11 protein-coding genes and 1 other annotated feature are annotated in these 16,150 nt (G+C 37.5%); of the genes, 2 read left to right on the top strand and 9 right to left on the bottom strand.

Going from position 1 to position 16,150, the window contains the following annotated elements; all coding sequences use genetic code 11:
• Window positions 1-172 precede the first annotated feature (172 nt).
• The 5 genes from AC1DCY_RS10285 to spxA form a co-directional block, all read right to left on the bottom strand.
• Entirely contained in the window at window positions 173-1,867 is a 1,695-nt protein-coding gene (locus AC1DCY_RS10285; RefSeq protein WP_477349784.1) for an MFS transporter, read from the bottom strand.
• A gap of 881 nt (window positions 1,868-2,748) precedes the next feature.
• The gene (pepF, locus tag AC1DCY_RS10290) at window positions 2,749-4,560 is read right to left on the bottom strand and encodes an oligoendopeptidase F (protein WP_477349786.1); all 1,812 of its coding nucleotides are present in this window, start codon (window positions 4,558-4,560) and stop codon (window positions 2,749-2,751) included.
• Between the two features lie 48 nt (window positions 4,561-4,608).
• Window positions 4,609-5,730, bottom strand: coding sequence for a competence protein CoiA (locus tag AC1DCY_RS10295; RefSeq protein WP_477349788.1), 1,122 nt, complete (start codon window positions 5,728-5,730; stop codon window positions 4,609-4,611).
• Between the two features lie 376 nt (window positions 5,731-6,106).
• Window positions 6,107-6,775, bottom strand: coding sequence for an adaptor protein MecA (gene mecA, locus AC1DCY_RS10300; protein ID WP_477349790.1), 669 nt, complete (start codon window positions 6,773-6,775; stop codon window positions 6,107-6,109).
• Window positions 6,776-7,209: 434 nt separating this feature from the next.
• Window positions 7,210-7,605, bottom strand: a complete 396-nt coding sequence (gene spxA / locus AC1DCY_RS10305; protein ID WP_024362527.1) for a transcriptional regulator SpxA — start codon at window positions 7,603-7,605, stop codon at window positions 7,210-7,212.
• Between the two features lie 607 nt (window positions 7,606-8,212).
• Window positions 8,213-8,446 (top strand) — a binding site (T-box leader).
• 103 nt (window positions 8,447-8,549) lie between these two features.
• On the opposite strand from spxA, the gene trpS reads away from it, so the two are divergent.
• The gene (gene trpS, locus AC1DCY_RS10310; protein WP_477349792.1) at window positions 8,550-9,539 is read left to right on the top strand and encodes a tryptophan--tRNA ligase; all 990 of its coding nucleotides are present in this window, start codon (window positions 8,550-8,552) and stop codon (window positions 9,537-9,539) included.
• 392 nt (window positions 9,540-9,931) lie between these two features.
• Here the strand turns inward: trpS and AC1DCY_RS10315 are convergent, their stop codons facing one another.
• The 3 genes from AC1DCY_RS10315 to AC1DCY_RS10325 all read right to left on the bottom strand — a co-directional run bounded on the left by AC1DCY_RS10315 (window position 9,932) and on the right by AC1DCY_RS10325 (window position 12,535).
• Entirely contained in the window at window positions 9,932-10,171 is a 240-nt protein-coding gene (locus AC1DCY_RS10315) for a hypothetical protein (protein WP_477349794.1), read from the bottom strand.
• A gap of 153 nt (window positions 10,172-10,324) precedes the next feature.
• Entirely contained in the window at window positions 10,325-11,566 is a 1,242-nt protein-coding gene (gene fabF / locus AC1DCY_RS10320; RefSeq protein WP_477349795.1) for a beta-ketoacyl-ACP synthase II, read from the bottom strand.
• A gap of 30 nt (window positions 11,567-11,596) precedes the next feature.
• Window positions 11,597-12,535, bottom strand: coding sequence for a beta-ketoacyl-ACP synthase III (locus AC1DCY_RS10325; RefSeq protein ID WP_477349797.1), 939 nt, complete (start codon window positions 12,533-12,535; stop codon window positions 11,597-11,599).
• Between the two features lie 1,186 nt (window positions 12,536-13,721).
• On the opposite strand from AC1DCY_RS10325, the gene AC1DCY_RS10330 reads away from it, so the two are divergent.
• Entirely contained in the window at window positions 13,722-13,916 is a 195-nt protein-coding gene (locus AC1DCY_RS10330; protein ID WP_477349799.1) for a YjzD family protein, read from the top strand.
• 48 nt (window positions 13,917-13,964) lie between these two features.
• Here the strand turns inward: AC1DCY_RS10330 and AC1DCY_RS10335 are convergent, their stop codons facing one another.
• Window positions 13,965-16,091: an ATP-dependent Clp protease ATP-binding subunit gene (locus tag AC1DCY_RS10335; RefSeq protein WP_477349801.1), complete on the bottom strand. Its 2,127-nt coding sequence runs from the start codon at window positions 16,089-16,091 to the stop codon at window positions 13,965-13,967.
• Window positions 16,092-16,150: the final 59 nt, after the last annotated feature.

Consider the following 16,150-nt stretch of genomic DNA (forward strand, 5'->3'; position numbering starts at 1 on the left):
GCGCGAAAGCGTAGTGCTAACGTAGCGGCAGCAGCATGATGTTGGTCATTCAATCGTGTGATGTCGCTTCGCTTTCGCTACCAAAACATCTGTAGCTGACGCTTCGCTTTCGCTACCAAAACATCTGTAGCTGACGCTTCGCTTTCGCTACCAAAACATCTGCTGAAAAAAGTTAACGTTTCATAGCAACCTCAAAGTTACGTTCCTTTATATATTTCTTCATTCTTCTTGCATTTATGCCATTCAAATATGCGAAAACAGCACCAATTAACATGACAATTGCTCCAAATCTAAACACTGCTTTATATGCTAAGGAAATATGATCCTTAATTATTTTTTCTAAAGCTGGATAAAGATTAATTATTTCCTCTCTTTCAATGGCAAAGCTCTTCTTAATTTCAGCACGTGCGTTATCTGGTGAAGATTTTAATAGTTTTTCCTCTTCGTCTGTTAGCTTATGTAAAACATCCTGTAGTGACGATTTATTTTCTGTTAGCTCATTTCTACCTTTATAATTTTCCAATTGAAGCTTTAGCTTTTCCTTCGTATTATCACTAAGTTTACTTATCTCAATCTTTTCGATCATTTCCTTTTTTGCCGCTTTCATTTCGTTCTGCATCGTATGCTGTAGCATCACTACTAAAATTGCCACGCCAACCGCAGCCCCAATTACACGACTTACTTGAAATAACCCTGATGCAATCCCAGCCTTTTCTTCTGGAACCTGCAAAATGAGCGCTATTGATAATGGGCTAAAGATTAAACCAGATCCGAAACCGACGATCATTAAAACCCCGACAATAGTCCAAACCGATTGATCTGTCGATATAAAACCTAACAAGTAAGTTCCAATACTAAATAGTACATAACCAATGACACCAAACCATAATGTTCCCCATTTATTTGCTTTAGCTGCAAGAGGTGTAATGAGCATTGTCGCTATAGAAGATGAGCTAAGAATTAAGCCCACCTGTATCTGAGAAATTCCTTTTACTGTTGTTAAATAAAAAGCCATTAAAAAGTAGACACACATCATACCGATTCCTAAACATAACAATGCGATATTCCCACTTGCAAATTGATAGTTTTTAAACAACTGAACTGGGAGCATTGGGTCTTTATTTTTTGATTCAATCATTACAAACAATAGTAAGCCTATTACACTACCAATTAAACAACCAACAACAAGTGGTGATGACCATCCAACTTCCTTCACTTGTAAAAGCCCGTATATGAGTGCAAACAATGAAATACTAATGGTAATCATACCAATCCAGTCAATCTTCTTAGAAGCAGTAGGATCATACGATTCATGTACAAAAGTATGAATTAAGGTTACTGCTAAAATCCCTATTGGTAAATTAATATAAAATATCCACTGCCATGAAAAATACTCTGAGATTACTCCTCCAATTGTCGGCCCCAATGCTGTCGATATCCCTGCCATAATTCCAAATAGCGCCGTTACAATACCAACCTTTTCATTCGGAGTATGAACAAGTACTAAAGGAACACATATTGGAACAATCATTGCTGCAGCCAAACCTTGAATCACACGAAATAAGATTAATAACTCAATAGATTGCGATATTCCACAAAGAACTGATGCAACTACAAACAAAATAAGCCCTATTTGAAATATTTTCTTCCTACCAAATTGATCTGCAAATCTAACCGCCGTTAACAAAACAACGCCAAATGCAATGTTGTAGCCATCAACAACCCAAGAAATTTGATCAATTGTAGTTTCATAGTATGCTGTAATTTTTGGCAAAGATACATTCACAATTGTGGTATCCAATAAAGCCATAAAAAAACCTAGAGCCGCAGCAATTACAGGTATCATATAACTTTGTTTACTCTTCACTTTCTAGCCTCTTTTCTATCAATTTCGCCTTGGCGTAATTGCCGCTGACGCTTCGCTTTCGCTACAGATAAACAATGCGTCCGGATTTTGAATTGTGCTCAGGCCTGCACGAGGGCCGACACTATGTCGGTCATTTCGGTAATGCCACAGGACGTGGCGTTTTTACCGATGCAGGTCAGTTAGCCGTTTTCGCAGGATGCGAAGGTTTTAGGCTAACATCCTTATATTCATTCCTTTAAAAATCCGTGCCATCCGCCGAAGGCTTTATCTTCATTCAGCGGGTGTCAAACACCCACTGAATGAGATATATAATGCAACCACTTGATTGCATTATAAATAAAAAATAAAATGAATGCAACCGGTTGCATTCATTTTATTTTTGGAAAATCAGCGGTTAGGCAATATATTTATCGGAATGTTCTAGTGATTTATCGGAACATATTAGTAATTTGTCGGAACATATTAGTAATTTGTCGGAACGTTTCAGTGATTTATCGGAACATTTTTGAGTTTTATCGGAATACTTCACCGTTTGATTGAGATTTAAAACAAAACAAAGAAGCGCCACTATCCTCGACAGATAGTGACGCCTCTTTTTCACAAAGGGGATGGGAGAAATGTTCACGTTCAAACAAAGGGGTGTATGTTTGTTTTTGTGATTTATTTCACATGAATCAATTTATCATGGAATAGTAAATATAGCAACAAGTCCGATGATAGATTCACAAATTTGTCAAATAGAAAGCGATTACAAACAGTATTTTTTCAAGATACACACTTTTAAACATTTAGAAATCAAAAAAAATCATTATTCCTTAAATGTTTATTATTTAATTAATCATAGAAAAAAGGCTGTAGTGAAATACCTACAGCCTTTGAAATTAATTATTCAACAATAATTTTTCTAACTCATTTAAACGTTCTTCAAATACTTTACATGCATCATCAATCGGTTTAGCAACGTTCATATCAACACCCGCTGCCTTTAATACCTCAATTGGGAAATCAGAGCAACCTGCTTTTAAGAAGTTATTAATATAACGTTCTACAGCTGGTGTACCCTCTTCTAAAATCTGTTTACTTAATGCTGTTGCAGCTGATTTACCTGTAGCATATTGATACACATAGTAATTATAGTAGAAGTGTGGAATACGAGCCCATTCTAAGCCAATTTCCTCATCTACAACAATATCCTCGCCGAAGTATTGTTTATTTAAATTATAGTAAACCTCTGTTAAACGATCTGCTGTTAAAGATTCACCATTCTTATCCATTTGGTGGATTAGGTGTTCAAATTCAGCAAACATTGTTTGTCTGAAAACAGTACTTCTGAAGCCATCTAACCAATGATTTAATAAATAAATTTTCTGTTGTGGATCTTCAATTGTTTTTAGTAAATAATCATTTAACAGTTCTTCATTACATGTCGAAGCTACTTCAGCCACAAAAATAGAATAATCACCATAAACAAACGGCTGATTTTTACGTGAATAATAACTGTGTACACTATGACCAAATTCATGAGCTAGAGTGAATAGATTATTAACATTATCCTGCCAGTTCATTAAAATATATGGATTTGTTCCATAAGCGCCTGAAGAGTACGCACCACTGCGTTTCCCTTTGTTTTCTAAGACATCCACCCAACGGTTATCAAGACCACCCTGAACAATACCTTGATATTCCTCACCTAGTGGCGCTAAAGCCTTTACTAAAATATCCTTCGCTTCGTCGTAAGAGACTTTCATATCGACTTCCTTAACGAGTGGAGCAAATAAATCCCACATATGCAGTTCGTCCACACCTAAAAGTTTCTTACGTAATGAAATGTAGCGCTGCATAGCTGGTAAATGCTTATGAATTGTTTCTACTAATTGATCATAAACACTTTCTGGAATGAAGTTATTAGACATTGCTGCGTGTCGTGCGGAATCATAATTACGGATACGTGCGCTGACATTATGCTTTTTAACATTGCCAGTTAATGTAGACGAAAACGTATTTTTAAAGTTACCGTAAGATTCATACATTGCTTTAAAGGCATTTTCACGAACAGTGCGATCTTTGCTTTCTAGAAACTTAATATAGTTACCGTGTGTTAGTTGTACTTCTTCTCCATCTTCATTTTTCACTTTAGGGAAGACCATATCAGCGTTGTTTAACATACTAAATGTATTTGAAGCACTACCTGTAACCTCAGACATTTGTGCAAGTAATGCTTCCTGTTCTGCAGGTAATACGTGTGGACGTGCCATCGTTATTTCTTTTAAAGATTGCTTATACAGTTGTAAGTCTTTGTTTTCTGTTAAGTAACTTTCTATTGTTTCTTCACTCAATGATAAAATCTCTGGTGTTAAAAACGATAGGGCAGCTGAGATACTAGTCGCTAATGTTTGAATACGACTATTCATATCCTGGTAGAAGCTATTTGTCGTATCTTGGTCATAACGCATATGAGCATACGTGTAAAGCATCATTGTACGTTGATAAATATCATCGTGATAAGTTAGAACTGCTAATAACGCATCCGAACCATTTGTTAAAGTACCTGCATAGCTAGACGCCTTTTTTGCAATTTCTGCAACTTCTTTATACTCTTCTTCCCATAGGGCATCAGTTGCAAATATATCCTCCAAGCGCCAAGTTAACTCTTCTGGAACTTCATTTCTTACTAAAACTTGATTACTAGCCATGTGCCAGCCCCCTTTATATGTGAGTTTTTCCTATACTCTCATATTTTCTCAGTATATTGCGGCAATTGCAAATAAATGTGCGTACACTTGCTCACAAATATCCGGAAAACAATCATTTTCTTCGTAACTTTTCGCCAGTACCATTCTGTAATTTTTGATTGCTTGTACTGCTTGGTTTGTTACCTCTACATTTTGTTCGATTAAAAACGATCGAATATTTTCCTCGTTTAGTTCATGAGGTACTAATTGTAAACGACGACAAAAATGATGTAAGATCGTTTGCCACTCGATAGGAGAGATCGGTATCACTTCCGCATTTTTTACCGGAACACCTACGTAATCAGGCATAGCCTTTAAAGCAAAACGTAACTCATAACAACTTCGTAAAAATGAATCTTGTACCCCATTTTTACTATGTAATAAACGTTGGTACACGAATTGCTTACAATGCTTTTTATAAAGCTGCCAATAAAGATGAAATTCCTCTTTCGTAATTGACTTAGGCTCATAAAAAGGAAAACGTTGCTTGTGAATAGTTAGTTCCTGTACTTTACCTATAAAAGTATGCCCATGAACATGAAGAAGATTCGTCCAATAAATAAATTTCGATATGTTTGCATCATAGGTCACCAAATAAGCCAAGTCTTGTGCTGTGGTAATTATCATCTTTTGCATAATTGGGGAAATAGAAATTTTTTGAATACCTTGTGTAGATTGTTTTTGAGGTGTTTGAAAAAGCCACAATGGCTGTATAGAATTTTTCTCATATCCAGATGTACGCAGTAGCCACTTTTCATGTGAAATTGTACTACATTGAAATTCAATAGCAATTTGCTTTTGTTCCTTTATCAAAAGCATATCTGGTCGCTGTGAAAGTTTCTGTAAATATGGCTCCAGCTTTACTGTATGCCCGAGTTTTCTCAGCCATTCAAATAATTGGACTTTTCCTTGTAAATGAAGTTTGGATTCCCCCTCTGCAAATAACTGCTCACACCTATTATTAGCAATATGAGCGAAATGAGGGATATTATATTTACCTATCTTTAATTGGACAGACTGCTGGCATTGGGGACAAAAAAATCTCATCTGCTGCCTATATCGTTGTAAAGTTTCCCTTGAATATTGGTATGGAAGGAAAATCTGCTGCTGCTCGTTATAGGCTATAAGCATAAAATCATCTCCTTTTTGACCAATTGTAAAGGAGTGTTTTTATAGCAACAAATAAAGAACGGCTTTTTCTTGAAATATCAATTTTGCTATGCCTCGGCATAATTGTAGCTGTCGCTTCGCTTTCGCCACAGAAATCATTTGTTGCTGTCGCTGCGCTTTCGCACAGAAATCATTTGTTGCTGTCGCTGCGCTTTCGCACAGAAATCATTTGTTGCTGTCGCTGCGCTTTCGCACAGAAATCATTTGTTGCTGTCGCTGCGCTTTCGCACAGAAATCATTTGTTGCTGTCGCTGCGCTTTCGCACAAGACTGTAAACAAACTTGATAATCACCAAGTTTGTTTACAGTCTAAGGCACTGAATCAAGTACTTATTACTTTAAATAAAATATTTTCGTACTGTTTCAAAGCAATTAAATTCCATAATTTTTTCGCCATATTCCTCTAAGCGATGGATTGTGAAATTTGATGGTATTAAAAATTCTTTGATAACGGCATTTCTATCGTGATGATTTAGTTCTTCATCTGCGTTCGCAAAGTCAACTACCAAATAGTACCAATTTTCATATTTAAATAATGAGGAATCCACTAATTCATCTGTTATGCGTTTCGCTACAGGGATTAACTCATCAATATCTTTAAATTTATAAACATAAATGTCTGTATCCATAAATAACTCTGAATCATCTAAGTCACCAAACTGAGTTAGTTGACTGAGAAGATCCTCTCCAACGTCCTCGAATGGGGCAAACAACTCTTTGTGATCGTCAAATTGCGAAGAACCATCTAAGGTTTCACCGTCTTTTAAAATATGTGCACGTGTGACAATGATTTCTAAGCCTACTTCAGACGCATTGATATGAATCCAAATAGGACCTTCTACATCAAAGTAATCCTCCGTGTTTACTTCATCAATCATATCCCAAAAAAGTTGTTCACCCTTTGCTCGATTGTACCAAATTTCTTCACGACTATAGCCGCGATCCTCTATATCATTGTACGTAATAAAGAGCTTGAGTGTATTTTCGTTTACACGTTCGATGTCCACTAGACCTCATCTCCCTTCACTGTCATTTGTCGAAAAACAGTTTTGTTTCATTAGTATGCTTTTATTCATTGTTTTTAACCTCATACTCCGTTTTTGTTTTTCAACCTTTGACCACACTACAGTAAACCGTTGAGCAACCGAAATCAAAAAATAATTGTCCACAGTTGTCTCTAATTATATTGTATGCTGTTCTGTCATAAAATGAAAAGGATATACACCGTTTCACAGAAGATATTTGAATTATTGAAATTGTAGTAAACTATTAAGTTTAAATCAAGTTTAACATACTTTACGGAAATATATGACTTTTCCCTATTATTTATTATACTTTATATAGAAGGTTTTACATAAGTAAAACACAAAAAAATAGATGTCACAATATGCTTGTTGCATACGTAACATCTAATACTTATTCTATGCAGAATATGGAGATTTTAGTTCACCATACGTTGTGCTTCTTGCAATTGATACGCACGAACTTTACGAGGTAGGAAACGTCTAATTTCATCCTCATTGTAGCCAACTTGTAAACGTTTCTCATCTAAAATGATTGGACGACGTAATAAACCTGGATATTCTTGAATTAACTCATATAAACGTTGTAATGGTAAGCTTTCAACATCAACATTCAATTTTTGGAAAATCTTAGATCGAGTTGAAATAATTTCATCCGTACCATCCTCTGTCATACGCAAAATTTCTTTAATTTCACTAATGCTTAATGGTTCGGAAAATATATTACGTTCTGTATATGGGATTTCATGCTCCTCTAACCATGCTTTCGCTTTTCGGCAAGACGTACAACTTGGTGATGTAAATAAAGTTACTATCATACTGACACATCCTTTCCATTTAATCATTATCTATAAACCAGTGTGTTAAATTAGAATTAATGTAATGTAATCTACATACCATTATACAGTACTCTGTGATGTTTGAATATAGTTCCAATAAAAAAAAGAATAACCTCATCACGCGAAATTTTCTGTCTAATTATATAACTTTTCAAAGCAGCAGTTACTTTTTGGCATGTCTAATGGACTACTAATAATATTCCCATTCGTAGCGCATTTTAAACACTCATTTCCGATTGTTTTTGTTCTCATTTAAAAAATTTAAACGAGAATATTGTCAGTTCAGTGTGTACAATATAGACGTATATTTACTAATATTGGTTGCATTTTCAAAAAATAGCCCATCACCATTACGTTTAGTTGATTTCCGTTCCGACTGGGCGCTTTCCTGAGATGCTAATTAGATAAAAAAAGCAGCAAAAATAGCATATAATTTTTTTTGGAGAATGAACACCGCCAAAAGTCTGACTTTGCACACTTGCATTTCACCGAGCGTTTATAATATAATTTTTTGCAATAAATCAATTATGTCTTTGGTGAGTTCTCCTCATCTATACAGATGGAAGACGGTTATTGAACTAAATAAAAAACGCTGACGAAGAGTAGTACATATGCATTTTACACGTTTAGAGAGTCTGTGGTTGCTGCAAACAGATCGTGTAAGCATTTGGAATGGACTTCCGAGTTAGCTTTGTGAACGTCTTAGTTTCCTTACTGGAGTCTATTAGCAGAGCTCGTCCCTTCACGTTACGAAGTAAAGTGGCCGATTTAGGCAAGCTGGGTGGTACCGCGGATTCAAACATCATTCGTCCCTTCATTAGAAAACTAATGAGGACGCATGATGTTTTTTATTTTGGATCAATGGATCAGGTCTTATGTAAAGACTATCTGAGGTAACAAAGTTCAAGGAGGAAATGACAATGACAACTATTTTTTCAGGCGTACAGCCAACAGGTATTGTAACTCTAGGGAATTATTTAGGGGCGTTTAAGCAATTCCCTGCATTACAAGATGAAGGAGATGCTGTTTATTGTATCGTCGATCAGCATGCAATAACAGTTGCACAAGATCCACAGGAATTACGTCAAAATATTCGCAACCTAGCAGCTACTTATATTGCTACTGGTATCGATCCTAAAAAATCTACATTATTTATTCAATCAGAAGTGCCAGCTCATGCACAAGCAGGCTGGATGTTACAATGTGTTGCATCGATTGGTGAGCTTGAACGTATGACACAGTTCAAGGATAAATCTCACGGTAAGGAAAGCGTATCTGCCGCTCTACTAACATACCCACCATTAATGGCAGCAGACATCCTTTTGTATAATACAAACATTGTGCCTGTCGGTGATGATCAAAAGCAGCATATTGAGCTTACTCGTGATCTAGCAGAGCGCTTTAACAAACGTTATGGTGACGTTTTAACGATTCCTGAAATTCAATTACCAAAAGCAGGGGCTCGTATCAAATCACTACAAGAACCTACTAAGAAAATGAGTAAATCTGATCCAAATACAAAAGCGACAATCAAGCTTTTAGATTCAGCGAAAGATATTGAGAAAAAAATTAAATCTGCTGTTACTGACTCTGATGGTATTGTGGCATTTGATGTGGAAAATAAACCTGGTGTTTCTAATTTACTAACAATCGAATCTGCCATTTCAGGCGTATCTATTGACGATCTTGTAAAAAAATACGAAGGCGTTGGCTATGGTGGTTTCAAACAAGGTGTGGCAGCAGCGGTTATCGATCACCTGACTCCAATCCAAGAGAAGTTCTATAATTTGGTAGAATCCTCAGAATTAGATATTATTTTAGATGCAGGTGCTGAAAAGGCAAATGCAATTGCAAGTGCTACATTAAAACGCATGGAAGAAGCAATGGGCCTTGGTCGTGCACGTCGCTAAAAAGAATACTTTATCATAGAGATGATCGTAAGAGCTTGGCCAAAAAGAGAGTAATTTAAGAGTCACATCTTATCTTTTTCATCTATAGTTTTATCGTAACCAAGATCAAGCACAACAGCGCATAATACAACGGCTGATCCAATGGCCATGTAAAACGCTGATGTATGTGCCATGTACTTAAAAACTACTAGCCAGGAATATCCGAGTGTCCGATAATTCAAATACAAGATGAGATTCCCTACAGAGAGAATCAATAAGCCATAGCTCATTAAAAATAAAAAGAGTCGGAACAAGATTATGGCATCCTTTCTATTTCTTCTTACTTATCATCTATTCACAAAACTATAAAAAAAGACGTCAGCCACGTAAATTGGCTGACGTTTTTTTATTGATCATATTAAATAAAGTAAGGCTCTTCTGTAAAACAAGGTGTTGATTTCCGTTCCGACTTGGCGCTTTGTTGTTGCTGTCGCTTCGCTTTCGCACAGAGCAGATCTTCCTGGGGGCGTCCGATGAGCCGCTTCACTCGCGCTGCTCGCTCCAGGGTCTCGGGCCACCACGATGGTGGTCACGAAGGCGTTATCACAGGATGTGATGGTTTTAGCCTTCGTTCCCCTATCGCTGATCCCCAAGGAGTCGCCCAGTCTCCACTCCAATCAACCACTTCTCTTAGCGTGTATCTTCTGGCATGTCAATCTAATTTATAGTGATAAAACAGCCCTTTTGGTGAATACTAAAAAACAGTGGGAGATGAAGAACCTCCCACTGATTATAGTTTTACTTTATTATTCCTCGATTTTTTTGAATAGTAGACTAGCGTTGTGTCCACCAAACCCAAGTGAGTTACTCATAGCATATTTAATCTCTGCTTTTCGAGCTTCATTCGGTACATAATCTAAATCACAATCTGGATCTGGATCTGTTAAATTAATTGTTGGTGGTATAATGCCTTCTTTAAGTGCTAGCGCTGTGAAAATAGCTTCAACACCACCAGCTGCACCTAATAAGTGACCTGTCATTGATTTTGTAGAACTCATTGCAAGCTTATAGGCATGTTCACCAAAGACTGTTTTTACTGCCTGTGTTTCAAATAAATCATTATAAGGTGTACTTGTTCCATGTGCGTTAATATAGTCTACTTGTGAAGCCTCTACGCCGCCATCATTTAAAGCTTGCATCATTGCACGAGAAGCACCTTCTCCTTCTGGAGCTGGAGCTGTAATATGATGTGCATCCCCTGTTGCACCATAGCCAAGAACTTCTGCGTAGATTTTTGCACCGCGTGCTTTTGCGTGCTCATACTCTTCCAAAATAACAATACCCGCACCTTCACCGATAATGAAACCATCGCGATTTTTATCGAATGGACGGCAAGCAGTTTCTGGATCTGTATTTAAAGATAATGCAGTATTTGCGCAGAAGCCTGCTACTGCCATCGTAACGATTGGCGACTCTGCACCACCAGAAATCATTACATCTGCATCGCCACGTTCAATTACTTTAAAAGCATCCCCAATGGAGTTTGTACCTGAAGCACAAGCAGTTACTGAACAAGAGTTAATGCCCTTTGCCCCAAAGTGAATCGATACTTGGCCTGAAGCCATATCCGGAATCATCATTGGAATGAAGAATGGACTTACACGTCTTGCTCCGCGCTCTTGGAATGTTAAAAATTGTTGTTCGTATGTTTCCATACCACCGATTCCAGAGCCAATCCAGACACCTGCTCGTGGTGCTAGTTCTTCATCGATTGTTAATTGTGCATCTTCCATCGCCATGATAGACGCTGCTAAGGCATACTGTGTAAAGCGATCCATTTTACGAGCTTCTTTACGTTCAATATACGTTTCAATATTGAAGTCTTTCACTTCAGCGGCAATTTTTGCTGCGAAAAGATCTTTATTTAAACGTGTTAATTCACCAACGCCAGATTTTCCTGCTTTAATGTTAGTCCATGTTTCTTCGATGCTATTTCCTAGCGGTGTAACTGCGCCAATTCCTGTAATTACTACTCGTCGTTTACTCATTGTCTTACTCCCCTCAAGCATTTTCGTTTTTTATTTTCCCCATCTAATTGTAACGGCACCCCATGTTAAGCCACCGCCAAATCCAACAAGTACTAATATATCATCATCTTTAATCTTACCTGCCTCAAGCTCATCTACCAAGGAAATACCAATAGATGCTGCCGACGTATTACCATATTTGTGAATCGTTTTCGACATTTTTTCCGGTGGTAGTTCTAGACGCTCACGAGCAGATTCCATAATTCGAATATTCGCCTGATGCGGCACTAAAAAATCTACGTCTTCTTTTGTTAAACCAGCTTTTTCTAATACGTTTACTGCAGATTCACCCATTTGACGAACTGCAAACTTAAATACTTCACGACCATTCATAGCGATTGTGTCTTGCTGTGTTAAATACAAATTCTTTCCACCTGTACCGTCAGCACCAAGCTCAAATGATAAAATACCTCTACCTTCTGATACTGGACCAACAACTGCTGCACTTGCACCGTCACCAAATAACACAGCGGTATTACGGTCTTCCCAATCAAGTACTTTCGACAGTTTTTCAACACCTACTACTAAGACATATTTATAAGCATTTGATTCTACAAATTGCTTTGCTGTCACTAAACTATATATAAATCCTGCACATGCAGCCGCTTGGTCCATCGCAGCTGCATTGACTGCTCCAATTTGCTCCTGAACCATACATGCTACACTTGGAAAGTTTTGATCTTGTGTTACTGTTGCTACAAGTATTAAGCCTATTTCCTCTGGTGTAATACCTGCTTTTGCAATAGCCTCTTTTGCTGCAGCTACTGCTAAATCTGAAGTTTCTTGGTCATCTGCGGCAAAATGGCGTTCTTCAATCCCTGTGCGAGTACGAATCCATTCATCCGAAGTGTCCATAATTTTTTCTAAATCAAAATTTGTAACGACCTTCTCCGGAACGTATTTGCCAATTCCTATAATACCAGCGTTCATTTAGCAACCCCTCTGCTTTCTTACTATCAATTATTAGTAACTGGTCTTAATTATAACTCATAATGAAGGAGAGGTGCAAGATGAATTAAATTTAACGTTCCTCATTACCATAACGTGGGGGGTGATTTCCGTTCCGACTTGGGGCGTCCGATACGCACAGCCTCCACTCCAATCAACTTATATACATGGCATACGATTTAACAAATGTCATCTCCAATTTTTAGAGCTGATGCAAGAAAAGCATTTTTTTTTGAAAAGTGAGGCTAAAAAATTTAATAATGGCGGTTAATGAAAAAAAAGCTGCAAATAAATCCGCAGCTTTAGCCTACCAATTGTTAACATATATATTATCAACAACGCAAAAGTCGATATCGTAAAAAGATGAAAGGTGGCTCTCGCATGAATCTGCGTACGTCCAAACTATTCTCTAATAGGTCGTTAAGGATCACGTTCTCTTTGGAACACTTAGTGATCTGAAGAAATCGCTTGATGGGTTGCAGCACAGAAGGTTTCAAACGACGTGTTGTACGTTTCTTTTTGTTAGGTTTGCTACCGTAGTTGTGTCAACGTAATGGCTGACGCTTTAATCGTCTGGTGTTGTGGTGGTGTTTTTGGTTCAATAAACAACGTTGAGTAATACGCATCCGCAATGGTAATCAAGTAAATCACAAAAAGTAATTGCTTCATTCAATGGTTCAAAAATTCATTTCTCCCTTTTTTCAGTTCTATTAATTCGAATTGTCTAGTTATAATACGAATGGTACGTAAAAAAGTTTCAAATAAAAAATGACTAACGCACAGATGACCCAATAAGCCACCTCGGTATGAGATAGCTTAGAACTACAACATTAGTTTGAATAATAGATAACCATACGTTAACCCTTTTACACCATAAAATAAAATTGCAGTGAGTATGAACCATGCTTTTTTTTATCCAATACTTCAACCTTTTCTTTACTAGTCTTTTTCTCTATAACTTCTTCAATTAAACAACCACAGACACTCCCTAGCAATCAGCATTTACGACGTCTTCGAATTTCGCCGATCCTACTGAAATTGCATGCAAGTACAAAAGGAAGATTATCGTTGTGACAAATTCGCCATGTTTCACAGAAAAGGTTTTTTTTTTTTCGATTTATGTTATGATATGATAATGATATAAAAAAGTTCGGTTGAGGTGAAATTAATGCAATATATCGTAACATTCATATGGTCATTTCTACTAGTTTCAATGTTAAACTACGTAGTAAGCTCTGTACTTGGTACAGATTTTGATTTCCAAACTGCTGTTGTGACATCAGTTGTATTTACAATTCTTGTTTTCATCATCGGTGCAGTTATTCCAAACGAGTCAACTCCAGAAGCTGCAGACAATCATTAATTCAACTAGAAAAAACCTGTTTCGCTCAATGCGGAACAGGTTTTTTTGTTATTTTTCAACGATGCATTGACCGTCATGCATTCGAATGTGCAATGTTTCTCCTGGTAATACTTCACCTCGAAGCAATTCTTTTGCAACCGCAGTTTCAATATAACGTTGCACGAAACGTTTTAGCGGTCTAGCACCAAACTGAGCATCTGCTCCTTGTTCTACGACCCAGTCAATTACATTTTGTTCTACTTGTAAAGTAATATCTTGCTCTGCCACTCGTTTGACAAGCTGTTCGACATATTTCCAAGCAATCGCTGTAAAGTGCTCATCTGATAGTGCATGGAACATAATAATATCATCCATACGATTTAACAACTCTGGTTTAAAGTGTTGACGCAGTGCAGCCATCACTAAATCCTCCACTGCTGCATCGTCTTCTTTTGCTTCCATTAAATAGCTTGAGCCAATGTTAGAGGTTAAAATGACCACCGTGTTCGTAAAGTTAACCATACGACCTTGGCTATCTGTAATGCGTCCATCATCTAAAATTTGCAGTAAAATATTCGCAACATCAGGGTGGGCTTTTTCAATTTCATCTAATAATACAACTGAATATGGATTTCGGCGAACAGCTTCTGTTAATTGCCCACCTTCTTCATAGCCAATATAGCCTGGAGGTGCCCCTACAAGACGTGATACGCTATGCTTCTCCATATATTCACTCATATCAATGCGAATAAAATGATCCTCAGAATCAAACAGCTGTGCCGCTAGTGCCTTTGCAAGTTCTGTTTTACCAACACCTGTTGGCCCTAGGAATAAAAAGCTACCAATAGGTCGATGCGGGTCTTTGATACCAGCTCGAGCACGCCATACCGCTTCTGTAACAAGCTGTACAGCATTATCTTGTCCAACTACACGTTCATGCAATGTATCTTTCAAGCGCAATAATTTTTCACGCTCACCTTCTACTAGTTTCGTCACTGGTATGCCTGTCCAACGTGAAACGATAGATGCGATTTCTTCAGCTGTTACCTCTTCACGTAAAATACGTGATTCAGTACCATTCTCTAATTGTTTTTCCATCTCTTGAATTTCCTTTTCAAGTGTAGGAATTTTCCCATGACGTAGTTCGGCTGCTTTATTTAAATCATACTTACTTTCTGCTTCGTCTAAGTCACGGCGGTATTTATCAAGTTTTTCACGTTTTTTCTGAATGCCATGTAACGCTTCTTTTTCGGTTTCCCATTGTTTACGCATGCCCTCAGAGGATTCCTTCAGCTTTGTTAATTCCTCACTGAGTTGCTCTAGACGCTTTTTACTTGCCTCGTCCTTTTCCTTACGTAGTGCTTGCTCCTCAATTTCGAGCTGCATAATACGGCGTGTGACTGCATCCAATTCCTGTGGCATAGAATCAATTTCTGTTCGAATCATCGCACATGCTTCATCGATTAAATCGATGGCCTTATCTGGCAGGAAACGCTCCGTAATATAGCGATTTGAAAGCTCTGCTGCCGCTACGATCGCACGGTCATGAATACGCACCGCATGATGTAATTCAAAGCGCTCTTTCAAGCCGCGTAAAATGGAAACTGTATCTTCAATAGACGGCTCACGTACTAGCACTTGTTGGAAACGACGTTCTAAAGCAGGATCTTTTTCAATATACATACGGTATTCATCTAATGTTGTAGCTCCGATACAATGTAGCTCACCTCGTGCAAGCATTGGCTTTAACATATTCCCCGCGTCCATCGCACCATCCGTTTTTCCTGCACCAACAATCGTATGAATTTCATCGATAAATAAAATGATGCGTCCCTCTGAGTCTTTTACCTCTTTCAAAACACCTTTTAAGCGCTCTTCAAATTGTCCACGATAACTAGCACCTGCTATTAAGGCACTCATATCTAACTCATACAATATACAATCCTTTAATCCCTCAGGAACATCGCCCTTTACGATACGTTGGGCTAACCCTTCTACAATAGCTGTTTTACCAACCCCCGGCTCACCTATTAAGACAGGATTATTTTTCGTTTTGCGTGTTAAAATACGAATAACGTTACGAATTTCTTCATCACGGCCGATTACCGGGTCCATTTTACCGTTTTTTACTTCTTCAATTAAATTACGTCCAAATTGTTCTAATGGTTTTTTGTCATTTGTTTGTTGAAATTGCATATTTAGCACCCCTTTTCAATAATGTTAAGCGGAATCCCGTTTGCCATTCTGTTTCACGA

It is taken from the genome of Lysinibacillus sp. 10T31 (assembly GCF_056394365.1).